Raw genomic sequence first — 14,760 nt, forward strand, 5'->3', positions numbered from 1 at the left:
GCAAGGGCAATCGAAGGATAACAATTTATGGCGTCTGTCACCATCAGCAACATAAAGAAAGACTATGGCGCCCTCTCGATTATCGATGGACTCGATCTCTCGATCGAGGATGGCCAGTTCGTCGTTCTGTTGGGGCCGTCCGGGTGCGGCAAGTCCACACTGTTGCGCATGATAGCCGGTCTCGAGCCCATCACGTCCGGTGAGATCACGATAGGAGACAGGGTCGTCAACACACTTCATCCCAAAGACCGCAATATCGCGATGGTCTTCCAGAATTACGCGCTTTACGCGCATATGACCGTCTTCGACAACATGGCGTTTTCCATGCAGTTGAAGAAACGCCCCAACGAAGAAATCAAACAGAAGGTCGGATGGGCGGCATCGATCCTCAATCTGACCCCTTATCTGGAACGGTATCCCCGCCAGCTTTCGGGCGGCCAGCGGCAACGCGTCGCCATGGGTCGCGCTATCGTGCGAGACCCAACTGTCTTCCTGTTCGACGAGCCGCTGTCCAACCTCGACGCCAAGCTGCGCGTGCAAATGCGCACGGAAATCAAGGAGCTCCACCAGCGGCTGAAGACCACCACCGTGTATGTCACGCATGACCAAATCGAGGCCATGACCATGGCCGATGTCATCGTCATCATGCGCGACGGCCAGATCGAGCAGATCGGGCGCCCGCTTGATGTCTACGATCGCCCGGCAAACCTCTTCGTCGCCTCCTTCATCGGCTCGCCCGCAATGAACATGTTCCATGGCGAGGTGGCTTCCGAGCGCGACGCCTGGGTGGTGCGGACCGACGAGCTATCCCTCCCGCTTCCGCCAGAGGCTGCGGTCCGGCCCGGCCAAAAGGTGATCTATGGCATTCGGCCCGAACATCTTCGACCTGTGGCAGACGGGCGCGGCATCCCGGCGAGAATTACGGTTGTCGAGCCGACTGGCCCCGAAATCCATATCTTTGCCGCCATGGGCAACATTGCGATCTGCTCGGTGCTGCATGACCGCATGGAGCTCTCTCCTGGAGCTGTGATCCACCTGGAGCCAGCGCCTGAGCGAATCCACCTGTTCGACCAAGGCAGCGGCGAGCGGCTGGACAAGGAAAGAAGCTGAATGGCGAAGATCATTATCCTCGGCGCTGGCGTCATGGGCTCTGCGATGACGCTTCCGGCCGCTCACGCGGGTAACCGCATCACTCTTGTCGGCACCCATCTCGACGAGGAGATCGTCAGCTCTGTGGCCGACACAGGTCATCACCCTCGCCTCAACATCACTCTGCCTGACGCGGTAGCCGCCTGTTCCTGGACCGAATTCGGGACGGCGATGAACGATGGAGCCGACCTGCTTGTACTCGGCGTCTCGTCGGCCGGCGTTCCTTGGGCGATCGACCGCATTGCTGAAAGCATCAAGTCGCCCATGCCGATACTTATGATTACGAAAGGACTCGCCGCGAGCGACGAAGGCATCGAAATCCTGCCGCATCTGCTTGCCCGCGAGATTGAGCAACGTACTGGCTTGTCGATCTCGGTGATGGCCGTCGGCGGACCTTGCATTGCCGGCGAACTGGCCGCACAGCGCGATACCTCCGTGATCGTGGCTGGGCACGATCCCGACCAGCTGGCCGCGGCGTCACGCATCCTGCGCGCGCCTTTCTATCATGCGCGACCATCATCCGATCTCATTGGCGTCGAGATCTGCGCCGCTTTCAAGAACTTCTATACACTCGCCGTTGGGGCTCCCGTCGGGCTGCTTGAGCGAGACGGCAAGGCGCCCAACGGTGCGCTCATGCACAACCTTGCCTCGTCGCTTTTCTCGCAGTCCCTCGCCGAGATGGCGATTCTGGTCGAAGCTCTGGGTGGAAAAATCGAAACAGGGCTGGGGCTGGCCGGCTCCGGCGATCTTTATGTGACCTGCCAGGCGGGCCGTAACGGTCGCATGGGACGCCTGCTCGGCCGCGGCCTGCCCTATTCCGTGGCGAAGCGCGAACATATGAGTTCGGACACGGTTGAGGGGGCGCAACTGGCGCTGGACCTTGGTCAGGCTTTGAAGAATATGATGGGCCGGGGTGTACTTCCCCATGATCGCCTGCCGCTGACGACTGCCATCATCGACGCGATTTGCCATGATGCTCCGCTGGTTTTGTCCTTCGACCGCTATCATCGAGGCTAGCGGAGCCGGGGAAACTCGATTGATGCCTCATATCGATGAGCACATGGCTCGGCCGAGCCCGCTCTGAACCCGCTGCCGCGGAGTGGACAGGATGATCTGATGGAGAAACCAGCACGAAAGAAACGCGACGGCCGCCAAGCCGTAACGAGTTCCGTCACGGCCGATCGCGAGGAAGGGCTGCTCGTGCGCGCCGCCTGGCTTGCTTATGTCGGTGACCTCACCCAGGCGCAAATCGCCAAGTCTCTTGGCCTGACCCGCCTTCGCGTCAACCGGATGCTGGCGCATGCGCGCCAGCGGGGGATCGTTCAGATTCGCATCAATTCCAAGGTGGCGAACTGCATCGAGTTGGAGAACCGGCTGCGGGACGCCTATGGTGTCTCGGATCCAATCGTGGTCCCGACACCGCCGGATCCTGCTCTGGTGCCACAGGTCATCGCAGCCGCCGCCGGCGAAGCCCTGTCGCTTAGAATCCGTGACGGGATATCGGTGGGCGTGGGATGGGGGCGGACGCTCCAGCTCAGTCTGCGGTCGGTGACCGTGCGCCCGGTCAAAGGAATGTCGATCGTTTCCCTGCTTGGCGGGCTCACACGTGGATCGGCGATCAACATCTACGAGATCGCTTCCCGGCTCGCGGCGCTCTTCGACGCGGAATGCTTCTACATCGCAGCACCGGTGTTCACGGATACCGAGGCCACACGCGATCTGCTTATGCGCCAGTCAATTCTGGAAGATGCTTTCACCCATGCCCGCGACGTTGACGCCGCTTTCGTTTCGGTAGGCGCGGTGCACAAGGACGCCACCATCTTTCGGATCGGACTGGTAGGGGACGATGATCTCAGATCGCTCCGCCAAGCCGGAGCTGTCGGCGATATTTGCGGCCACTGGATCGGCGCCGACGGACAACTGGTCGATCACCCGCTAAACAGTCGCGTCATCGGCCTCGCCCCCGAACATCTGCGCGACGTCGACACTGTGATCCTGCCCTCCGGCGGCCTCGACAAGGTTCCGGTGCTGCGCGCCGTGTTGCGCTTGGGTGTCGTCGATGTGCTGATCACCGACGAGAAAACCGCTGAGGCGATCCTTACGGAAAAGCCGTAGCGCAGACTGATCTCCACCAGCAGAGTGGCTCGCGAGTGATTGCTTCTTCACGTCACAGCACCTCGTGGATTTCCTCGATCGAAGTCTCGCCGATCGGCTTGTCCAGAACGATCTCTCCGCGCGCCATCGCCACGACCCGGTCACAGCATTCGAAAACATGATGCATGTTGTGGCTGATGAAGACGCTAGTGATGTTCTGGGCCTTGAGGCCACGAACGAAGCCGATCACCTTTCGCGTTTCCTTCACCGAGAGATGGTTGGTTGGCTCGTCGAGAATCATGACTTTCGACTTGAAGTGCATGGCCCGGGCGATCGCCACGCCTTGGCGCTGGCCGCCCGACAGTTCGCCGACCAGCGCGTCGGGCGACCGCAGATGCAGGTCGACGTCGGCGATCGCCTTGACGCTTTCGTCACGCATGCGCTTCTGGTCCAGGATGCCGATACCGAAAACCGAACCCTTCACCGGCTCGCGTCCGATGAAAACGTTGCGGGCGATGGTCATGGTCGGGACCATGGAATTGTACTGGTAGATCGTCTCGATGCCGCGTTCCATGGCGTCGCGCGGGTTAGAGAAGCGGACCGGTTCACCTTCGATCCTGATCTCGCCGCCATCGGGCTTTTGGGTGCCTGAGAGGATGTTGATCAGCGTCGATTTGCCGGCGCCATTGTCGCCGACGAGGCCCAGTGCCTCGTCGGGATAGATATCCAGCGTAACGTTTTTCAAGGCGTGGACGCCGGAATACCATTTCTGGAGTCCCTTGATCGCGATGATGGGGGCCGCCATGATCAGGTCTCGACCTTCATTGCCCTGCCCCGCTTTCGAAGCCATGCGTTCATGACGACCGCGAAGATAGTCAGAAAGCCGATCGCCATCTTGAACCAGTTGGCGTCAACCTGGCTCAGCACCAGTCCGTTGTCGATGACGCGGATAAGGGCAGCCCCGATGATGCCGCCGAAGATGGTGCCGATGCCACCAGTCAACGAGGCGCCACCGATGACGGCAGCCGACACGGCCTGCAGCTCCAGCCCCTCGCCGATCGACGGCAGCGGGGCGCCGAGCCGCATCACCTGAATGGTACCGGCAAAGCCGGCGAGCACCGAACAGATCATGAAGCAGGCGACCTTCACCCGGGCCGTCGGGATGCCCATCGATTGCGCGGCGGGCAGAAAGCCGCCGGTGGCGCGCACCCAGTTGCCGAAATTCGTGTGCGACAGGAGCACGGTCACCAGGATTGCCACGGCGAGAAACCAGAAGAACGACATGCGAAAGAGGTCGCCCGGTCCCACATAGACCGTAAACAGCCATTTGGGCAGAGCGTTAGCTGGTATGACAGGAGGGAAGCCGCCGGAGATTACCACCGTCAGCGAACGCGCGATGAACAGCATACCAAGCGTGGTGATGAAGCTTGGTATCGCGAAACGAATCGTTATGAACCCGTTGAAAAAGCCGATGAGGGCAGCGATCGCGAGGCCGGCGGCAAAGGCCGGCGCGAACGGAACGCCTGCCGCGAGCATCACCGCCATGGTCATCGGGGTCAGCGCAAAGACCGAGCCCACCGAAAGATCAAACTCACCGCATATCATCAGCAGGGTCACGCCGATCGCGACCAGCCCCATTTCGGGCAGCAGCCCAAGCATTCCGCGAAGGTTCTGTGTGTTCAAAAATACGCCGTTCGAGCGAATCTGAAAGACGATGAGGAGCAGGAGCAGGAACACGACCGCCGCAAGCTCCGGCTTCTCCAGATAAATCTTCATCAAACGCTTCATCATTCGCTCCGGCTCGGGATCGTTTCCGCTGGTTATCGCATCGGCAAAGGGGATGGCGGCAGTCTGTCTTCTACCGCCCTTGACGGGGAAGATGCCGCTGGAGGATGGGGACGGAGCCAACGCCCAAGACCGTGTTGCCTGGCCCTCCCCCTTGTCCAGCCGACCTCTCCCCGTAAGAACGAGGAGAGGACGCCGGCTTCGTGCCTACCGCACGCCCTTTGCGGCCAGTTCCTTGAGCTTTGGCACGTCTTCCTTGACGATGATGCCCTTGCCGGTGTCGATGTCTGCCGGCAGCAGACCGACGTTCTTGGCGAGATAGGCTTCCATCACCGGCATGAAGCCCTGCATGTAGGGCTGCTGGTCGACCTGGACCTGGATATAACCCGCTTCCATCTGTTGCAGGACTTCCGAGACGATATCAAAGCCGCCCATCAGCACCTTGCCCGGCTCGATGCCGCGATCGATCAGTACCTGGGCGACGTAGGCATGCCAAAGGCCGGTGTCGAAATACACCGTGGTGTCCGGGTGGGCAGACAGATAGGCGCCAACACGATCGGCGACGACGGCGCCATCTGTGCCGGTGTCGAGCCGTTCAATGACCACTTCGCGTCCGCCATTCGCGGCCTTGTATTCCTCAAGAAACTTCATGACGCCGGCAGCGCGCTGTTCCGACCAGTTCTGACCGGGCGCGGAGACGCCGACGAGGGCCCTGATCTTGCCTTCCTTGGGGAAGAACTCGGACATCTTCTTGCCGAGTTCGTAGCCGGCGGGAATGAAGCCCTGGCCGATGAAAGCCTGGCGGGCATTGCCGGCGGCTCCCTCGGTGTCGTCGACATTGGATGCGATGACCGTGACGCCGGCAGCGCGGGCGTCGGCGATGATCTGGTCGAAGGCATTGTTGTCGACGATCGAGGTGATCAGCGCGTCCGGGTTTGCCGCGAGCGCCGCCTGCATGTTGGCCGATTGTTGCTCGATCGAGCCTTCGGTCTGCGTGAAGACCATCTGGCAATTGGCCTGGATCTTGGCGCAGGCGTCGTCAAACCCCTTCTTCACAGCTTGCCAGAACGGGTTTGACGCCGACGAATGATGTGTGAAGACGATTTTCATCGGCTCCTGCGCGCGTGAGCCGATTGCCGAGCCTCCAGCCAGTACTGCTCCCAAGGCTGCCGAGATAAGTAGCTTCTTCATGGTTCTCCTCCTCCGTAGAAAGCTGCTTCAGGTTCATTTTCAGAGAGTCGATGCGTCGGTCACCCGTCGAAGCGCCGTGAAGGCGCGATCGAGCTCCGGGTTCAGTTCCATGCCGAGGCCCGGTCCGGAAGGCACGGTGATCATGCCGTTCTTCACCTGCGGCAAAGCGGTCACAAGGTCGCGGTACCAGGTCTTGTAGAAGGCCCTGACACTCTCCTGGACGAGCGCGTTCGGCGCATTGAGCGCCAGGTGGGTCGATGCGCCGAGCACAACTGGACCGGTGCAGTCGTGTGGCGCGACCGGCAGGTGCCATGCTTCAGCCATGGCAGCGATCTTGCGCGCCTCCGAGAGCCCGCCGCACCAGCTGATATCGAGCATAATGACGCCGGCCGCCCCGGTCTCGAGAAGGTCACGGAAGGCCCACCGGGAACCGAGCGTCTCCGAAGCCGATATCGGCGCCAGCGAAGCCTCGGCATAGCGTTTCAGGCTGGACAGGCTGTCCATCCTGATCGGATCTTCGTGCCAGAAGGTCTTGTAGGGGGCAAGCTCGCGGGCGATCTGCATGGCCGGCAGCAGCTGCCACATTGAATGGAATTCAACCATGATGTCCATCTTGTCGCCGACCGCATTGCGGATTTTCTCGAATGGCGCCAGCGCGGAATTCAAATCAGGCTGCGAAATATACAAGCCGCGCGTTTTCTCGGCGGCCATGTCGAAGGGCCAGATCTTCATGGCCGTGATGCCTTCCTCCAACAACGAATGCGCCAGTTCGTCGGCGCGGTGAAGGAAGCCGTTCAGATCATCATAGGCGTCGCCGGGCTTATCGAGCCCGTAATTGGCCGTCGTCTGGCCGGTGGTCTTCTTGATGTATTCGGTACCGGCACAGGTGTTGTAGGTCCTGATCTCGTGCCGGGTGAAACCGCCGAGGAGTTGTGCGATCGGCTGACCCGTCGCCTTTCCGAACAGATCCCACAGTGCGATATCGAAAGCGGAGTTGCCCCTGACTTCCGCGCCCGTCGATCGGAAACCGAGATAGCCGACGAGATCGGCGGCAAGCAGGTCGATCTGCAAGGGGTTGCGCCCGATCACGCACGGCGCGACATATTCGTGCAGATAGGTCTCGACGGTTTCGGCCATGAAGAAGGTCTCGCCCAGCCCAACGAGGCCTTCGTCCGTGTGAACCAGGACCCAGAGAAGGTTCGGCCGCTCCTTGAGCCGCAGCGTTTCCAGTTTCGTGATCTTCATCGCGCACCCCGCTCCTCAGGCGATGCCAGCCGCCAGCAGGGCCTTGACGCTCTCGTCAAAATGCCTCGCCATCAGGTCGCGAGCGGACTGAGGATCACCGGTCTCGATTGCTTCGGCGAGATCGATATGGATTTGGATCATCTCCAACTGCTCGGCATCCGAAGGGCGGCTCCGCCAGCCGATCGGCCAGGTCTGGCGCGATACGCGCTCGAACGCGCCGACGATGAGGCTGAAAACCGGATTCTTTGCAGCCTTGGCGATTTCGAGGTGAAAGGCGAGATCGTGCTCCATGACCTGTTCCGGCCGCTGGAAATTCTCGCGCATGGCGAGCGCATGCGTCCTGATCCTTTCCACTTCGTCGGCTGTTCTGCGCAAGGCCGCCAGCATGGCGGTGCGGGTCTCAATCGTGCGGCGCACGTCGTAGATTTGCTGCACCGTGATCTGCTCGGTGTGGACGCCATGCTCGATCACCAGCGACATGGCGCCATAATCCAGCTCGGCGACGGTAGCCCGTCTGCCTGCCCTCAGGTCGATAAGCCGCATGGCGGCGAGCGAGCTGAAGGCCTCGCGAACCACGGTGCGCGAGACGCTCAATTGTCTCGAAAGCGCGGCCTCGCTGGGCAGCCGGTCGCCGGGCCCGAGTTCATGCGCGCGAATATGGCGCGTGATCTCGCCGATCGTATTGCTGACCAGGCTCGCTGCGTCGGAATGTTTTGCGGATACCGCCGTGCTCACGCAATCTCCAGTTCAGGGGGCCAACCTGTATGGCAGGTTTGCCTGAGGTGTTGATAGTATGCGAGAAAGATGTATGTCAAGATCAGGCGGGCCGGCGTCGTCGCCAAGAGACCGATGGCAAGAGGCTTGCACGAACGATGCTCTTGACGCGACCGTCGCCGGGTCGGCCGGGTGCAGGAGCCCGCGCGGTCGAGCAGGCGATTGTCTGCTTGGTGCGCTCGACATTCTCGTCGTGAACAGCGGCGTGCCGCCGACCATGTCGTTCGAATTTTCTTGGCGGATGATTCACTGATATTTCGATCGACGCACCCCATATGAGCGGAAAGAGTGTCACTTGAGGACTTGCCTATGCTGATTTCGCGTTCAGGACGGTTTGCAATTTTGTTTGCGGGATTGTTCCTGGCATTTTCCATGGTCGCTGTGGATCACGCCGATGCGCGCCGTGGCGGCAGCTTCGGCAGTCGCGGCATGCGCACTTTCCAGCCGGTCCCGCCGACCAGGACGGCGCCACAGCCTTCCGCACCGGTCGAGCGCTCGATGACGCCCAATGCGGCAACGAACAATGCGGCCCGCCAGCCGCAGGCATTCCAGCGTCCAGGCTTCTTCAACGGCCTCGGTGGATCGATGATGCGGGGGCTGCTGCTCGGCGGCTTGATCGGCGTTCTTTTGGGCCATGGGTTCGGCGGCTTGGCCGGCATGTTCGGCCTTCTCCTTCAAGTGCTGCTGATCGGCGGCGTGGTCATGCTGGCCATTCGCTTTTTCCGCTCGCAATCGGCGCAAAACCCAGAGCCCGCTATGGCCGGTGCCTCGCGAGGTGCTGGGAGCTTTGGGCGAAGCGCAGCAGCCCGGCCCTAGCCGAGCAACGTCCAAGCATTCCCCATTCCAGGCATCGGGTCGGGATTTGGCGGAACGAGCCAGGCCAGCCCTTCCGATGAGATCACGCTCACTAAAACCGACCTCGACACGTTCCAGCAACGGCTGACGGAAGTTCAAGAAGCATTCGGGCGCGAGGACCATGCTGCCTTGCGCCGGTTGGTGACGCCCGAGATGGTTTCCTATCTGTCCGAGGAACTTGCCGATAATGCCAAAAAGGGCGTCCGGAATGACGTGTCGGACGTCAGCCTGTTGGAGGCCGATATTGCGGAAAGCTGGCGGGAGAATGACCGCGACTACGCGACCGCTGCTTTGCGCTACGAGTCTCGCGACGTGACCCGCGATCGCATCAGTGACAAGATTGTCGAGGGCCAGGCCGATCAGCCGACAGAGACAACCGAACTGTGGACCTTTACGCGGCAGAACGGCGGTGACTGGAAGCTTGCCGCAATACAGCAGCCGAGCTGATGTGCCCGGCCTTGATGTCTGCCAAGAGTTTGTTCAGGTTTCTCGCTACCACTCGAAGGCCAGCGCGCCCCTTCCGCGCGCTTCTTTCCCCCAACGCGCGTTGAGGTAACATTATACCACCGGCTTCAACCGGGACCGGACAATCAGCATCGCACCGCGCGACTTTTTGCGTTTCCGGTCTCGTGTAACCCAATCGACGAACCTCCTGCCGGGTTGCAGCCCGCCACCCCTCGATGCTCAGGCAGGCAGGCTCTTTGACAGCCTGCCTCTTCTGGTTTACGTGGGGCCATCAAGAATGTTCAACGCGTAACGTGTGTGTCGCCGTTCGCCGGTTCTTATCAGTGCACCGTTGGCAACGAGGTCCTGCAAATCTCTTGTTGCCGTCGCGCGCGATGCCTGCGTGATGGCGATATAATTCTCGGCGCTGAGCCCCCCTTTGAACCCGTCGATGCCCGCGCGGAACATCCGGGCGATGACCTTTTCCTGGCGCTCGTTGAAGTGATCCCGGTAGCGTTCGTGAAACTTGGCCTTGACGACGGAGAATTCGACACGAGCGAGCGTTACGCGCTGCGCTTCGAGGATCGTGTTGGCGAAGTAGAGCAGCCAATCTGTTACCGCGTTGCTCGTGTTGCTGGCCTCCAGATGGTCGTAGTAGGCCTTGCGGCGGCGCTCTATCGTATAGGCCAACGCGATGAGGCTGGGCTCACCCAGATTTTGCGCCAGCGCCTTTTCGCAGAGGGCACGGCCTATGCGACCGTTGCCATCCTCGAACGGGTGAATGCTCTCGAAATAAAGGTGCGCGATAGCGGCACGCGTCAACGCTGGGAGCGGTGTCTTGCCTTTGGGTGAGGTATCGTTGAACCAAGTAGTGAAGGCATCCATTTCGGGTTTCACCCGCGCGGAGGGCGGCGTTTCGAAATGAACTTTGGGCTTATCCAGCCGATTGGAAACGATCTGCATGGCATCGGCATGCTGGCGGTAGTTGCCGATGGTCTCGATACGACGCTCACCCGACATCACCATCGTATGCCAAGCGTAAAGAGTGCGATGCGTCAGCGTATCGGCAAAATGCAAGTAGACATCGGCCATCATTTCAGCGATGCCCCGCTCGGCAGGCGGAATGCGCCTGGTCTCGCCGCCCAGACCAAGTTGCTGGCGCAGGGATGATTGCAGGCTCTCGCGGTCGAGGTACTCCCCCTCGATCGCGGATGTCTTCAAGGCCTCTTCGCTGATAAGATCGATGCGGATCTGGTCGCGATCGTCGGAACCGACATGACGAAAGACGCCTAGGAACTCGCCCGATCGCAACAGGAACTCGCTTTCCAGCGGTTCCAACGCCTTCTTATCGTAGGTAAAATGCGGCCAGTCCGCTTGCTCCCAATTCCATACCATGAGTGATAGGGCACCTTGCTATAACTCACGATAGCAACAATTGTGAGCTATAGCAATCTTCTCTATGCCTCAGAAGTCGCGGCTTTGCCCCGGCGCGATCCAACGGCTAACCATCCAGATCAATTTAATCATGCTTGTAGGGCCGCCGCATTGCGGGCCGCGCTCAATCGTTGCTCGAACGTTTCGGTTTTTTCTCCCAGCTCAATGAGCGGCTTAAGTTCTTCATACCCCGCACGTGCAGCGACACGCGACGTGGTGCGACGGGATGACAACGGCGTGTGACCAGGCCGCATGCTTCCAGCCGCTTGAGCAACGGCGTCAGCGTGGTCGCGGATACGTGTGATGGCGGCTGTTGTTTCGGTGAGGCTGCGGAGCGTTGTCCGGATCTCCGCGAGCTCTCGCGCGTTGGCCAGCCGAACCGCTGCAACACTGTCGTCACGCGCCAATAGCGCCTCGAAATCGTCAGCAGTTTGGCCAGTAAGTTCGCCCCGATGCCTGGCCCACGCCTTGTCTCGGGCGCGGCGGATGGCGGCGGCGGCTTCATCGTCGGGCACATCGATCGAGGCACGAAGCGCATCCAGGCGAGCCGAGAGCAGGTCGTGACTCTCCTGGTATTCGGCGAGACGTTCGCAAAGGACAGCCCTGCCCTTTCCCAACCCAGCTGCCCGCACCTTCCATGCACCAACTTGCGTGACACTCGGGACGGGCACCCTGGCCAGTGCCCCGGCGTCTCCGGACCAGGGATGCAGTCGAGCGATTGCCGCCTCCCATCGAACCGTGCTCGCGTCCTCCGCCTCGCGGGCCATCCTGAGGTCTTTTAGGTGCCCGCTGGCTCGCGCTTTCGACAAGGCCGAGGCCAGCCTTGCCCTGGCAGGTTCGGGCACCCCCCTCTCTTGCCCAACCCGCTCGCGTGCCGCCTGAAGTGCATCGAGCGCCGCCGCGCATTCGTTGCGGGCAACGCGTACGCCGGTGGTGATTCCCGATCGCTCTTCGAGCATGGCGCGAACAGCGCCGACTGTGGCAGCAGGCAAAAGCAGCGCAGCCGGATCTGCCTCGGACGATCTTCCAAGGGCGGCAAGGCAATTCGCCACGGCGCTGTCGAGTATCTGCAGCTCGGTCCTGCGGCTTGGCAGGTCAAGGCCTGCGGAGACATGGCGCACTTTGCGATCCGCGAGCGCCCGAACCCGCTCGGACATTGCCAGGATCGCCTCGTCCACATCGACCGACACGATTTTCGTCGTCACTCGCTCGGCGTCGTCGATGTTCCCTGACAGCCGCGTTCTCAGGCTGGCGTCGTCATCGATCAATCCGGTGACGGTGCCTGTCCAGGTCCGCAATGGTGAAGCGATGTCAGGCAGCTCGGCAAGCTGGGCCGCCTTGCGTCGAATGTCGGCGAGGATCGGCATAGCGCGAAGGTACCTGGCAATGGTGTCAAGCTGAGCCGACAGCAATGATCGTTCAGCAATACTGCGGTCGTATTTTTCCGCCGCGTCAAGACGTTCGGCCTCAAGGCTCTCAAAAGTCGAGGCCAAGGTGTCGATCGCGTCCCTGCGCGACTTGAGTTCCGCAAGGCGCTTCTTGAGCAGCGCAAGTTCGGTTCCGTGAGCCTGCTTGCGATAGAGCCCGTCCGCTTCGGTCTCTAGCGCGCTCAACATGTCGCTCGCATGCCCAAGACCGGCGCTGGCCGTGAACAGGAGCTTGCCCAGGTCGCCACGCGACTCCAGGATTGATTTTCCGCCTGCTTCCAGCGTCTCGTCGTCCAGCGAGAACATGGTCTCGTATGCGTCCCGCGACAGACCTGCGAGATGGGCTGCTATCGCCACCTCGCTCACCGGTTGCTCCATTGCGTTCAGCAGCGAGTTGGTGCGCTGCTTCGTGCGCGTGAATGTGTGCTCAGTGCCGGCGAGTTCGAGCACCCCGCCTATACGCATCGCGCTGTACTCGTGCAGGAAATTGTAGCGGCTGCGTTCCTCGATACCGAACAGCAGGTCCAGATAACCGGAAAGTGCGGTCGACTTGCCGGCCTCGTTCAGCCCGAACACAATGTGGAAGTCGGGACCGGACTCCGGCCTTGGGCCGAATTCGATCGTCCCGTCGGTGAACTTTCCATAACGAATAAGATCAAGGCGCCGGAGCCTCATTGCGCTCCACCTGCTTTGAGGCGGGCCGTGACCAGGTCGGCACCGCTGGCAAGCACCTTGTCGATGAACAGTTCCAGCCCAGCTTCGTCCCGTCCGGCGAAGTCGCGCCCGTCCGGCGGCAGATCGGCAATCATCTTTTGGACAAGCGCCCTCGCCTCGGCGCGGAAGGCCTCAGACTTGACATTGGCATGCATGGATTGCGCGAGTTCGAAAATCGGATCGGCGACGTCATCGGCTGTTTCCGCGCTCTGTGGAGCGAGATCAAGCTCAAGTTTTTCGACCCATGTGTCGCCCGTCTGCTCCGCCGCCTGCTCGGCTTCGGCCAGCAGCAGGTCCCTGTCGCGGATCAGCGCCCATGACAACGGCGACGCCCCGGCCAGTCCGAGACGGACCACAACGTGGCGGGATCTGACGGAACCCCGGATACCTTCGAGCGCGGAACGGACACGGCCGACGACCTCAGACCATTCGACCGTCCCGGTCAGATCGACGCTCGCCCGCTCGAACTGCGCGATACTGGTCAGTTTTTCCTCGATCTCGACGGACCGGTCTTCTCGTATCGTGACCAGAGTGGCGGATTTCTCTCCGGCCTCGTTGATGTCCCTGCCCTGCGGCATTCCCGTCATCACAACGGTGCTTGCTCCAGGATGGACTTGGCGCACGTGGATGTGCCCAAGCGCCCAATAGTCAAAACCATGGCCGTGCAGGTCAGCGATGCTGCAAGGGGCATAGACATCGTGACCGGGCGATCCAGCGAGGCTGGTGTGCATGATGCCCACATTGACCGCCCCTTCCCGGGCCGCCGGATACTTGGGCAGCAGGCTTTCCGGCGCCTTTGGGTTCGCGAAGCTCAATCCATGGAATGCGACGTCAAGCCCGCCGGCCGTTTGCAGCACCGACTGGGGGCGGCCGCCGAAGATCGTGACCGTGTCAGGAAAAACGAGCTGTTTCGATATGCGCGATAAGGCAATGACGAGCGCATCGACACGTTCCGCAAGGCAGAGGTCTATTATCGAGACAAATGCCTGGCGACTGGCGTCCCCCACGAGTTCGGCAAGATCAGGGTTTCGCAGCACCAGCGAACGTAGCGGCGAGTCGAGGTGAATGTCGGCCGTGTGTACGAATCGAAATGCCATTCGGGTCTCCGCCCGGAGCATAGAGGGGTTCGGCCGCGGCTCGATGAAAAAATTCCAGGATGCGCGTTGTCGGTTGTCCAAATGGTGCGCAATCGCTTACGCTTATACTTCCGTTCAACTCCATCTGCGTCGCCGCTATCAGCGCCGTGCCGATCAGTAGTCGTCTGATCATTTGTCATCGGCATTGGTCGGTTCTTTGGAGATAGCGCGCCGCAAGGTGTCGTTGATCCGATCCTGCCAGCCTGGTCCATCTTCCTGGAAGTGGTCCAGCACCGCCCTATCGATCCTGATCGAAACAAGCTCTCTGATATTTGGAGCAGCCGACGGTTCGCGAACCGGCGCCGCCGGCTTTTTGATCGGCTTGAAGGCGGCTTCAGCGGCTGACATCGGATTTGTGGGTCGGCGTGGAGGATTTGCCATTTGGATGATCCTGACTGGTCATAATGCTTGTCGAGCGCCTCATAGCGAGGAACTGTCAGGAATTCTGTGCGCGAGGCCGGTTTCGTCATTGGCTGACGAACCTTTCGCCGAAGACGACGGCGAACTGGGTC

Annotated in this window: 12 protein-coding genes and 1 pseudogene; 4 read left to right on the forward strand and 9 right to left on the reverse strand. The window is 61.0% G+C overall.

The features are described 5' to 3' along the window. Positions 1-27 precede the first annotated feature (27 nt). From NKH91_RS29435 to NKH91_RS29445, 3 genes are all read left to right on the forward strand, one after another. Positions 28-1,110 (forward strand): ABC transporter ATP-binding protein, encoded by a 1,083-nt coding sequence (locus NKH91_RS29435; protein WP_023722153.1) that lies wholly within the window; start codon positions 28-30, stop codon positions 1,108-1,110. After that, positions 1,111-2,166: a hypothetical protein gene (locus NKH91_RS29440; protein ID WP_352590919.1), complete on the forward strand. Its 1,056-nt coding sequence runs from the start codon at positions 1,111-1,113 to the stop codon at positions 2,164-2,166. Between the two features lie 183 nt (positions 2,167-2,349). Next, positions 2,350-3,264, forward strand: a complete 915-nt coding sequence (locus tag NKH91_RS29445) for a sugar-binding transcriptional regulator (protein ID WP_352717644.1) — start codon at positions 2,350-2,352, stop codon at positions 3,262-3,264. Between the two features lie 52 nt (positions 3,265-3,316). On the opposite strand, the gene NKH91_RS29450 is transcribed toward NKH91_RS29445, so the two are convergent. The 5 genes from NKH91_RS29450 to NKH91_RS29470 form a co-directional block, all read right to left on the reverse strand. Then, complete coding sequence (locus NKH91_RS29450; protein ID WP_031194992.1) at positions 3,317-4,048, reverse strand: ATP-binding cassette domain-containing protein; 732 nt, start codon at positions 4,046-4,048, stop codon at positions 3,317-3,319. Positions 4,049-4,050: 2 nt separating this feature from the next. Continuing rightward, positions 4,051-5,031: an ABC transporter permease gene (locus NKH91_RS29455; RefSeq protein ID WP_352590914.1), complete on the reverse strand. Its 981-nt coding sequence runs from the start codon at positions 5,029-5,031 to the stop codon at positions 4,051-4,053. Positions 5,032-5,235: 204 nt separating this feature from the next. After that, positions 5,236-6,219 carry a sugar ABC transporter substrate-binding protein gene (locus NKH91_RS29460; RefSeq protein WP_352484285.1) on the reverse strand — a complete coding sequence of 328 codons (984 nt, stop codon included), beginning with the start codon at positions 6,217-6,219 and terminating at the stop codon, positions 5,236-5,238. A 39-nt stretch (positions 6,220-6,258) separates the two neighbouring features. Beyond that, positions 6,259-7,464 carry a mandelate racemase/muconate lactonizing enzyme family protein gene (locus NKH91_RS29465; protein ID WP_352885454.1) on the reverse strand — a complete coding sequence of 402 codons (1,206 nt, stop codon included), beginning with the start codon at positions 7,462-7,464 and terminating at the stop codon, positions 6,259-6,261. A 15-nt stretch (positions 7,465-7,479) separates the two neighbouring features. Next, the gene (locus tag NKH91_RS29470) at positions 7,480-8,199 is read right to left on the reverse strand and encodes a FadR/GntR family transcriptional regulator (protein ID WP_352484283.1); all 720 of its coding nucleotides are present in this window, start codon (positions 8,197-8,199) and stop codon (positions 7,480-7,482) included. Between the two features lie 351 nt (positions 8,200-8,550). Here NKH91_RS29470 and NKH91_RS29475 point away from each other — a divergent pair. Continuing rightward, positions 8,551-9,540, forward strand: a pseudogene (locus NKH91_RS29475) (Tim44 domain-containing protein). A gap of 276 nt (positions 9,541-9,816) precedes the next feature. On the opposite strand, the gene NKH91_RS29480 reads toward NKH91_RS29475, so the two are convergent. From NKH91_RS29480 to NKH91_RS29495, 4 genes are all read right to left on the reverse strand, one after another. Next, the gene (locus NKH91_RS29480; RefSeq protein ID WP_352885455.1) at positions 9,817-10,932 is read right to left on the reverse strand and encodes a Fic family protein; all 1,116 of its coding nucleotides are present in this window, start codon (positions 10,930-10,932) and stop codon (positions 9,817-9,819) included. Positions 10,933-11,060: 128 nt separating this feature from the next. Further along, positions 11,061-13,073 (reverse strand): AAA family ATPase, encoded by a 2,013-nt coding sequence (locus NKH91_RS29485; protein WP_352885456.1) that lies wholly within the window; start codon positions 13,071-13,073, stop codon positions 11,061-11,063. Beyond that, positions 13,070-14,209, reverse strand: coding sequence for a metallophosphoesterase family protein (locus NKH91_RS29490; protein ID WP_352790344.1), 1,140 nt, complete (start codon positions 14,207-14,209; stop codon positions 13,070-13,072). The genes NKH91_RS29485 and NKH91_RS29490 overlap by 4 nt, the downstream gene beginning before the upstream one ends. Positions 14,210-14,377: 168 nt before the next feature. Further along, complete coding sequence (locus NKH91_RS29495; protein WP_352590899.1) at positions 14,378-14,629, reverse strand: BrnA antitoxin family protein; 252 nt, start codon at positions 14,627-14,629, stop codon at positions 14,378-14,380. Positions 14,630-14,760: the final 131 nt, after the last annotated feature.

This window comes from Mesorhizobium sp. M0894 (assembly GCF_040319725.1).
In the GTDB taxonomy this organism is placed as follows: domain Bacteria; phylum Pseudomonadota; class Alphaproteobacteria; order Rhizobiales; family Rhizobiaceae; genus Mesorhizobium.

Bases quoted from the DNA above. Each gene is read 5' to 3' on its own strand.
- NKH91_RS29435 (WP_023722153.1), top strand. From the start codon at position 28: ATGGCGTCTGTCACCATCAGCAACATAAAGAAAGACTATGGCGCCCTC.
- NKH91_RS29440 (WP_352590919.1), top strand. From the start codon at position 1,111: ATGGCGAAGATCATTATCCTCGGCGCTGGCGTCATGGGCTCTGCGATG.
- NKH91_RS29450 (WP_031194992.1), bottom strand. From the start codon at position 4,048: ATGGCGGCCCCCATCATCGCGATCAAGGGACTCCAGAAATGGTATTCC.
- NKH91_RS29455 (WP_352590914.1), bottom strand. From the start codon at position 5,031: ATGAAGCGTTTGATGAAGATTTATCTGGAGAAGCCGGAGCTTGCGGCG.
- NKH91_RS29460 (WP_352484285.1), bottom strand. From the start codon at position 6,219: ATGAAGAAGCTACTTATCTCGGCAGCCTTGGGAGCAGTACTGGCTGGA.
- NKH91_RS29465 (WP_352885454.1), bottom strand. From the start codon at position 7,464: ATGAAGATCACGAAACTGGAAACGCTGCGGCTCAAGGAGCGGCCGAAC.
- NKH91_RS29480 (WP_352885455.1), bottom strand. From the start codon at position 10,932: ATGGTATGGAATTGGGAGCAAGCGGACTGGCCGCATTTTACCTACGAT.
- NKH91_RS29485 (WP_352885456.1), bottom strand. From the start codon at position 13,073: ATGAGGCTCCGGCGCCTTGATCTTATTCGTTATGGAAAGTTCACCGAC.
- NKH91_RS29490 (WP_352790344.1), bottom strand. From the start codon at position 14,209: ATGGCATTTCGATTCGTACACACGGCCGACATTCACCTCGACTCGCCG.
- NKH91_RS29495 (WP_352590899.1), bottom strand. From the start codon at position 14,629: ATGGCAAATCCTCCACGCCGACCCACAAATCCGATGTCAGCCGCTGAA.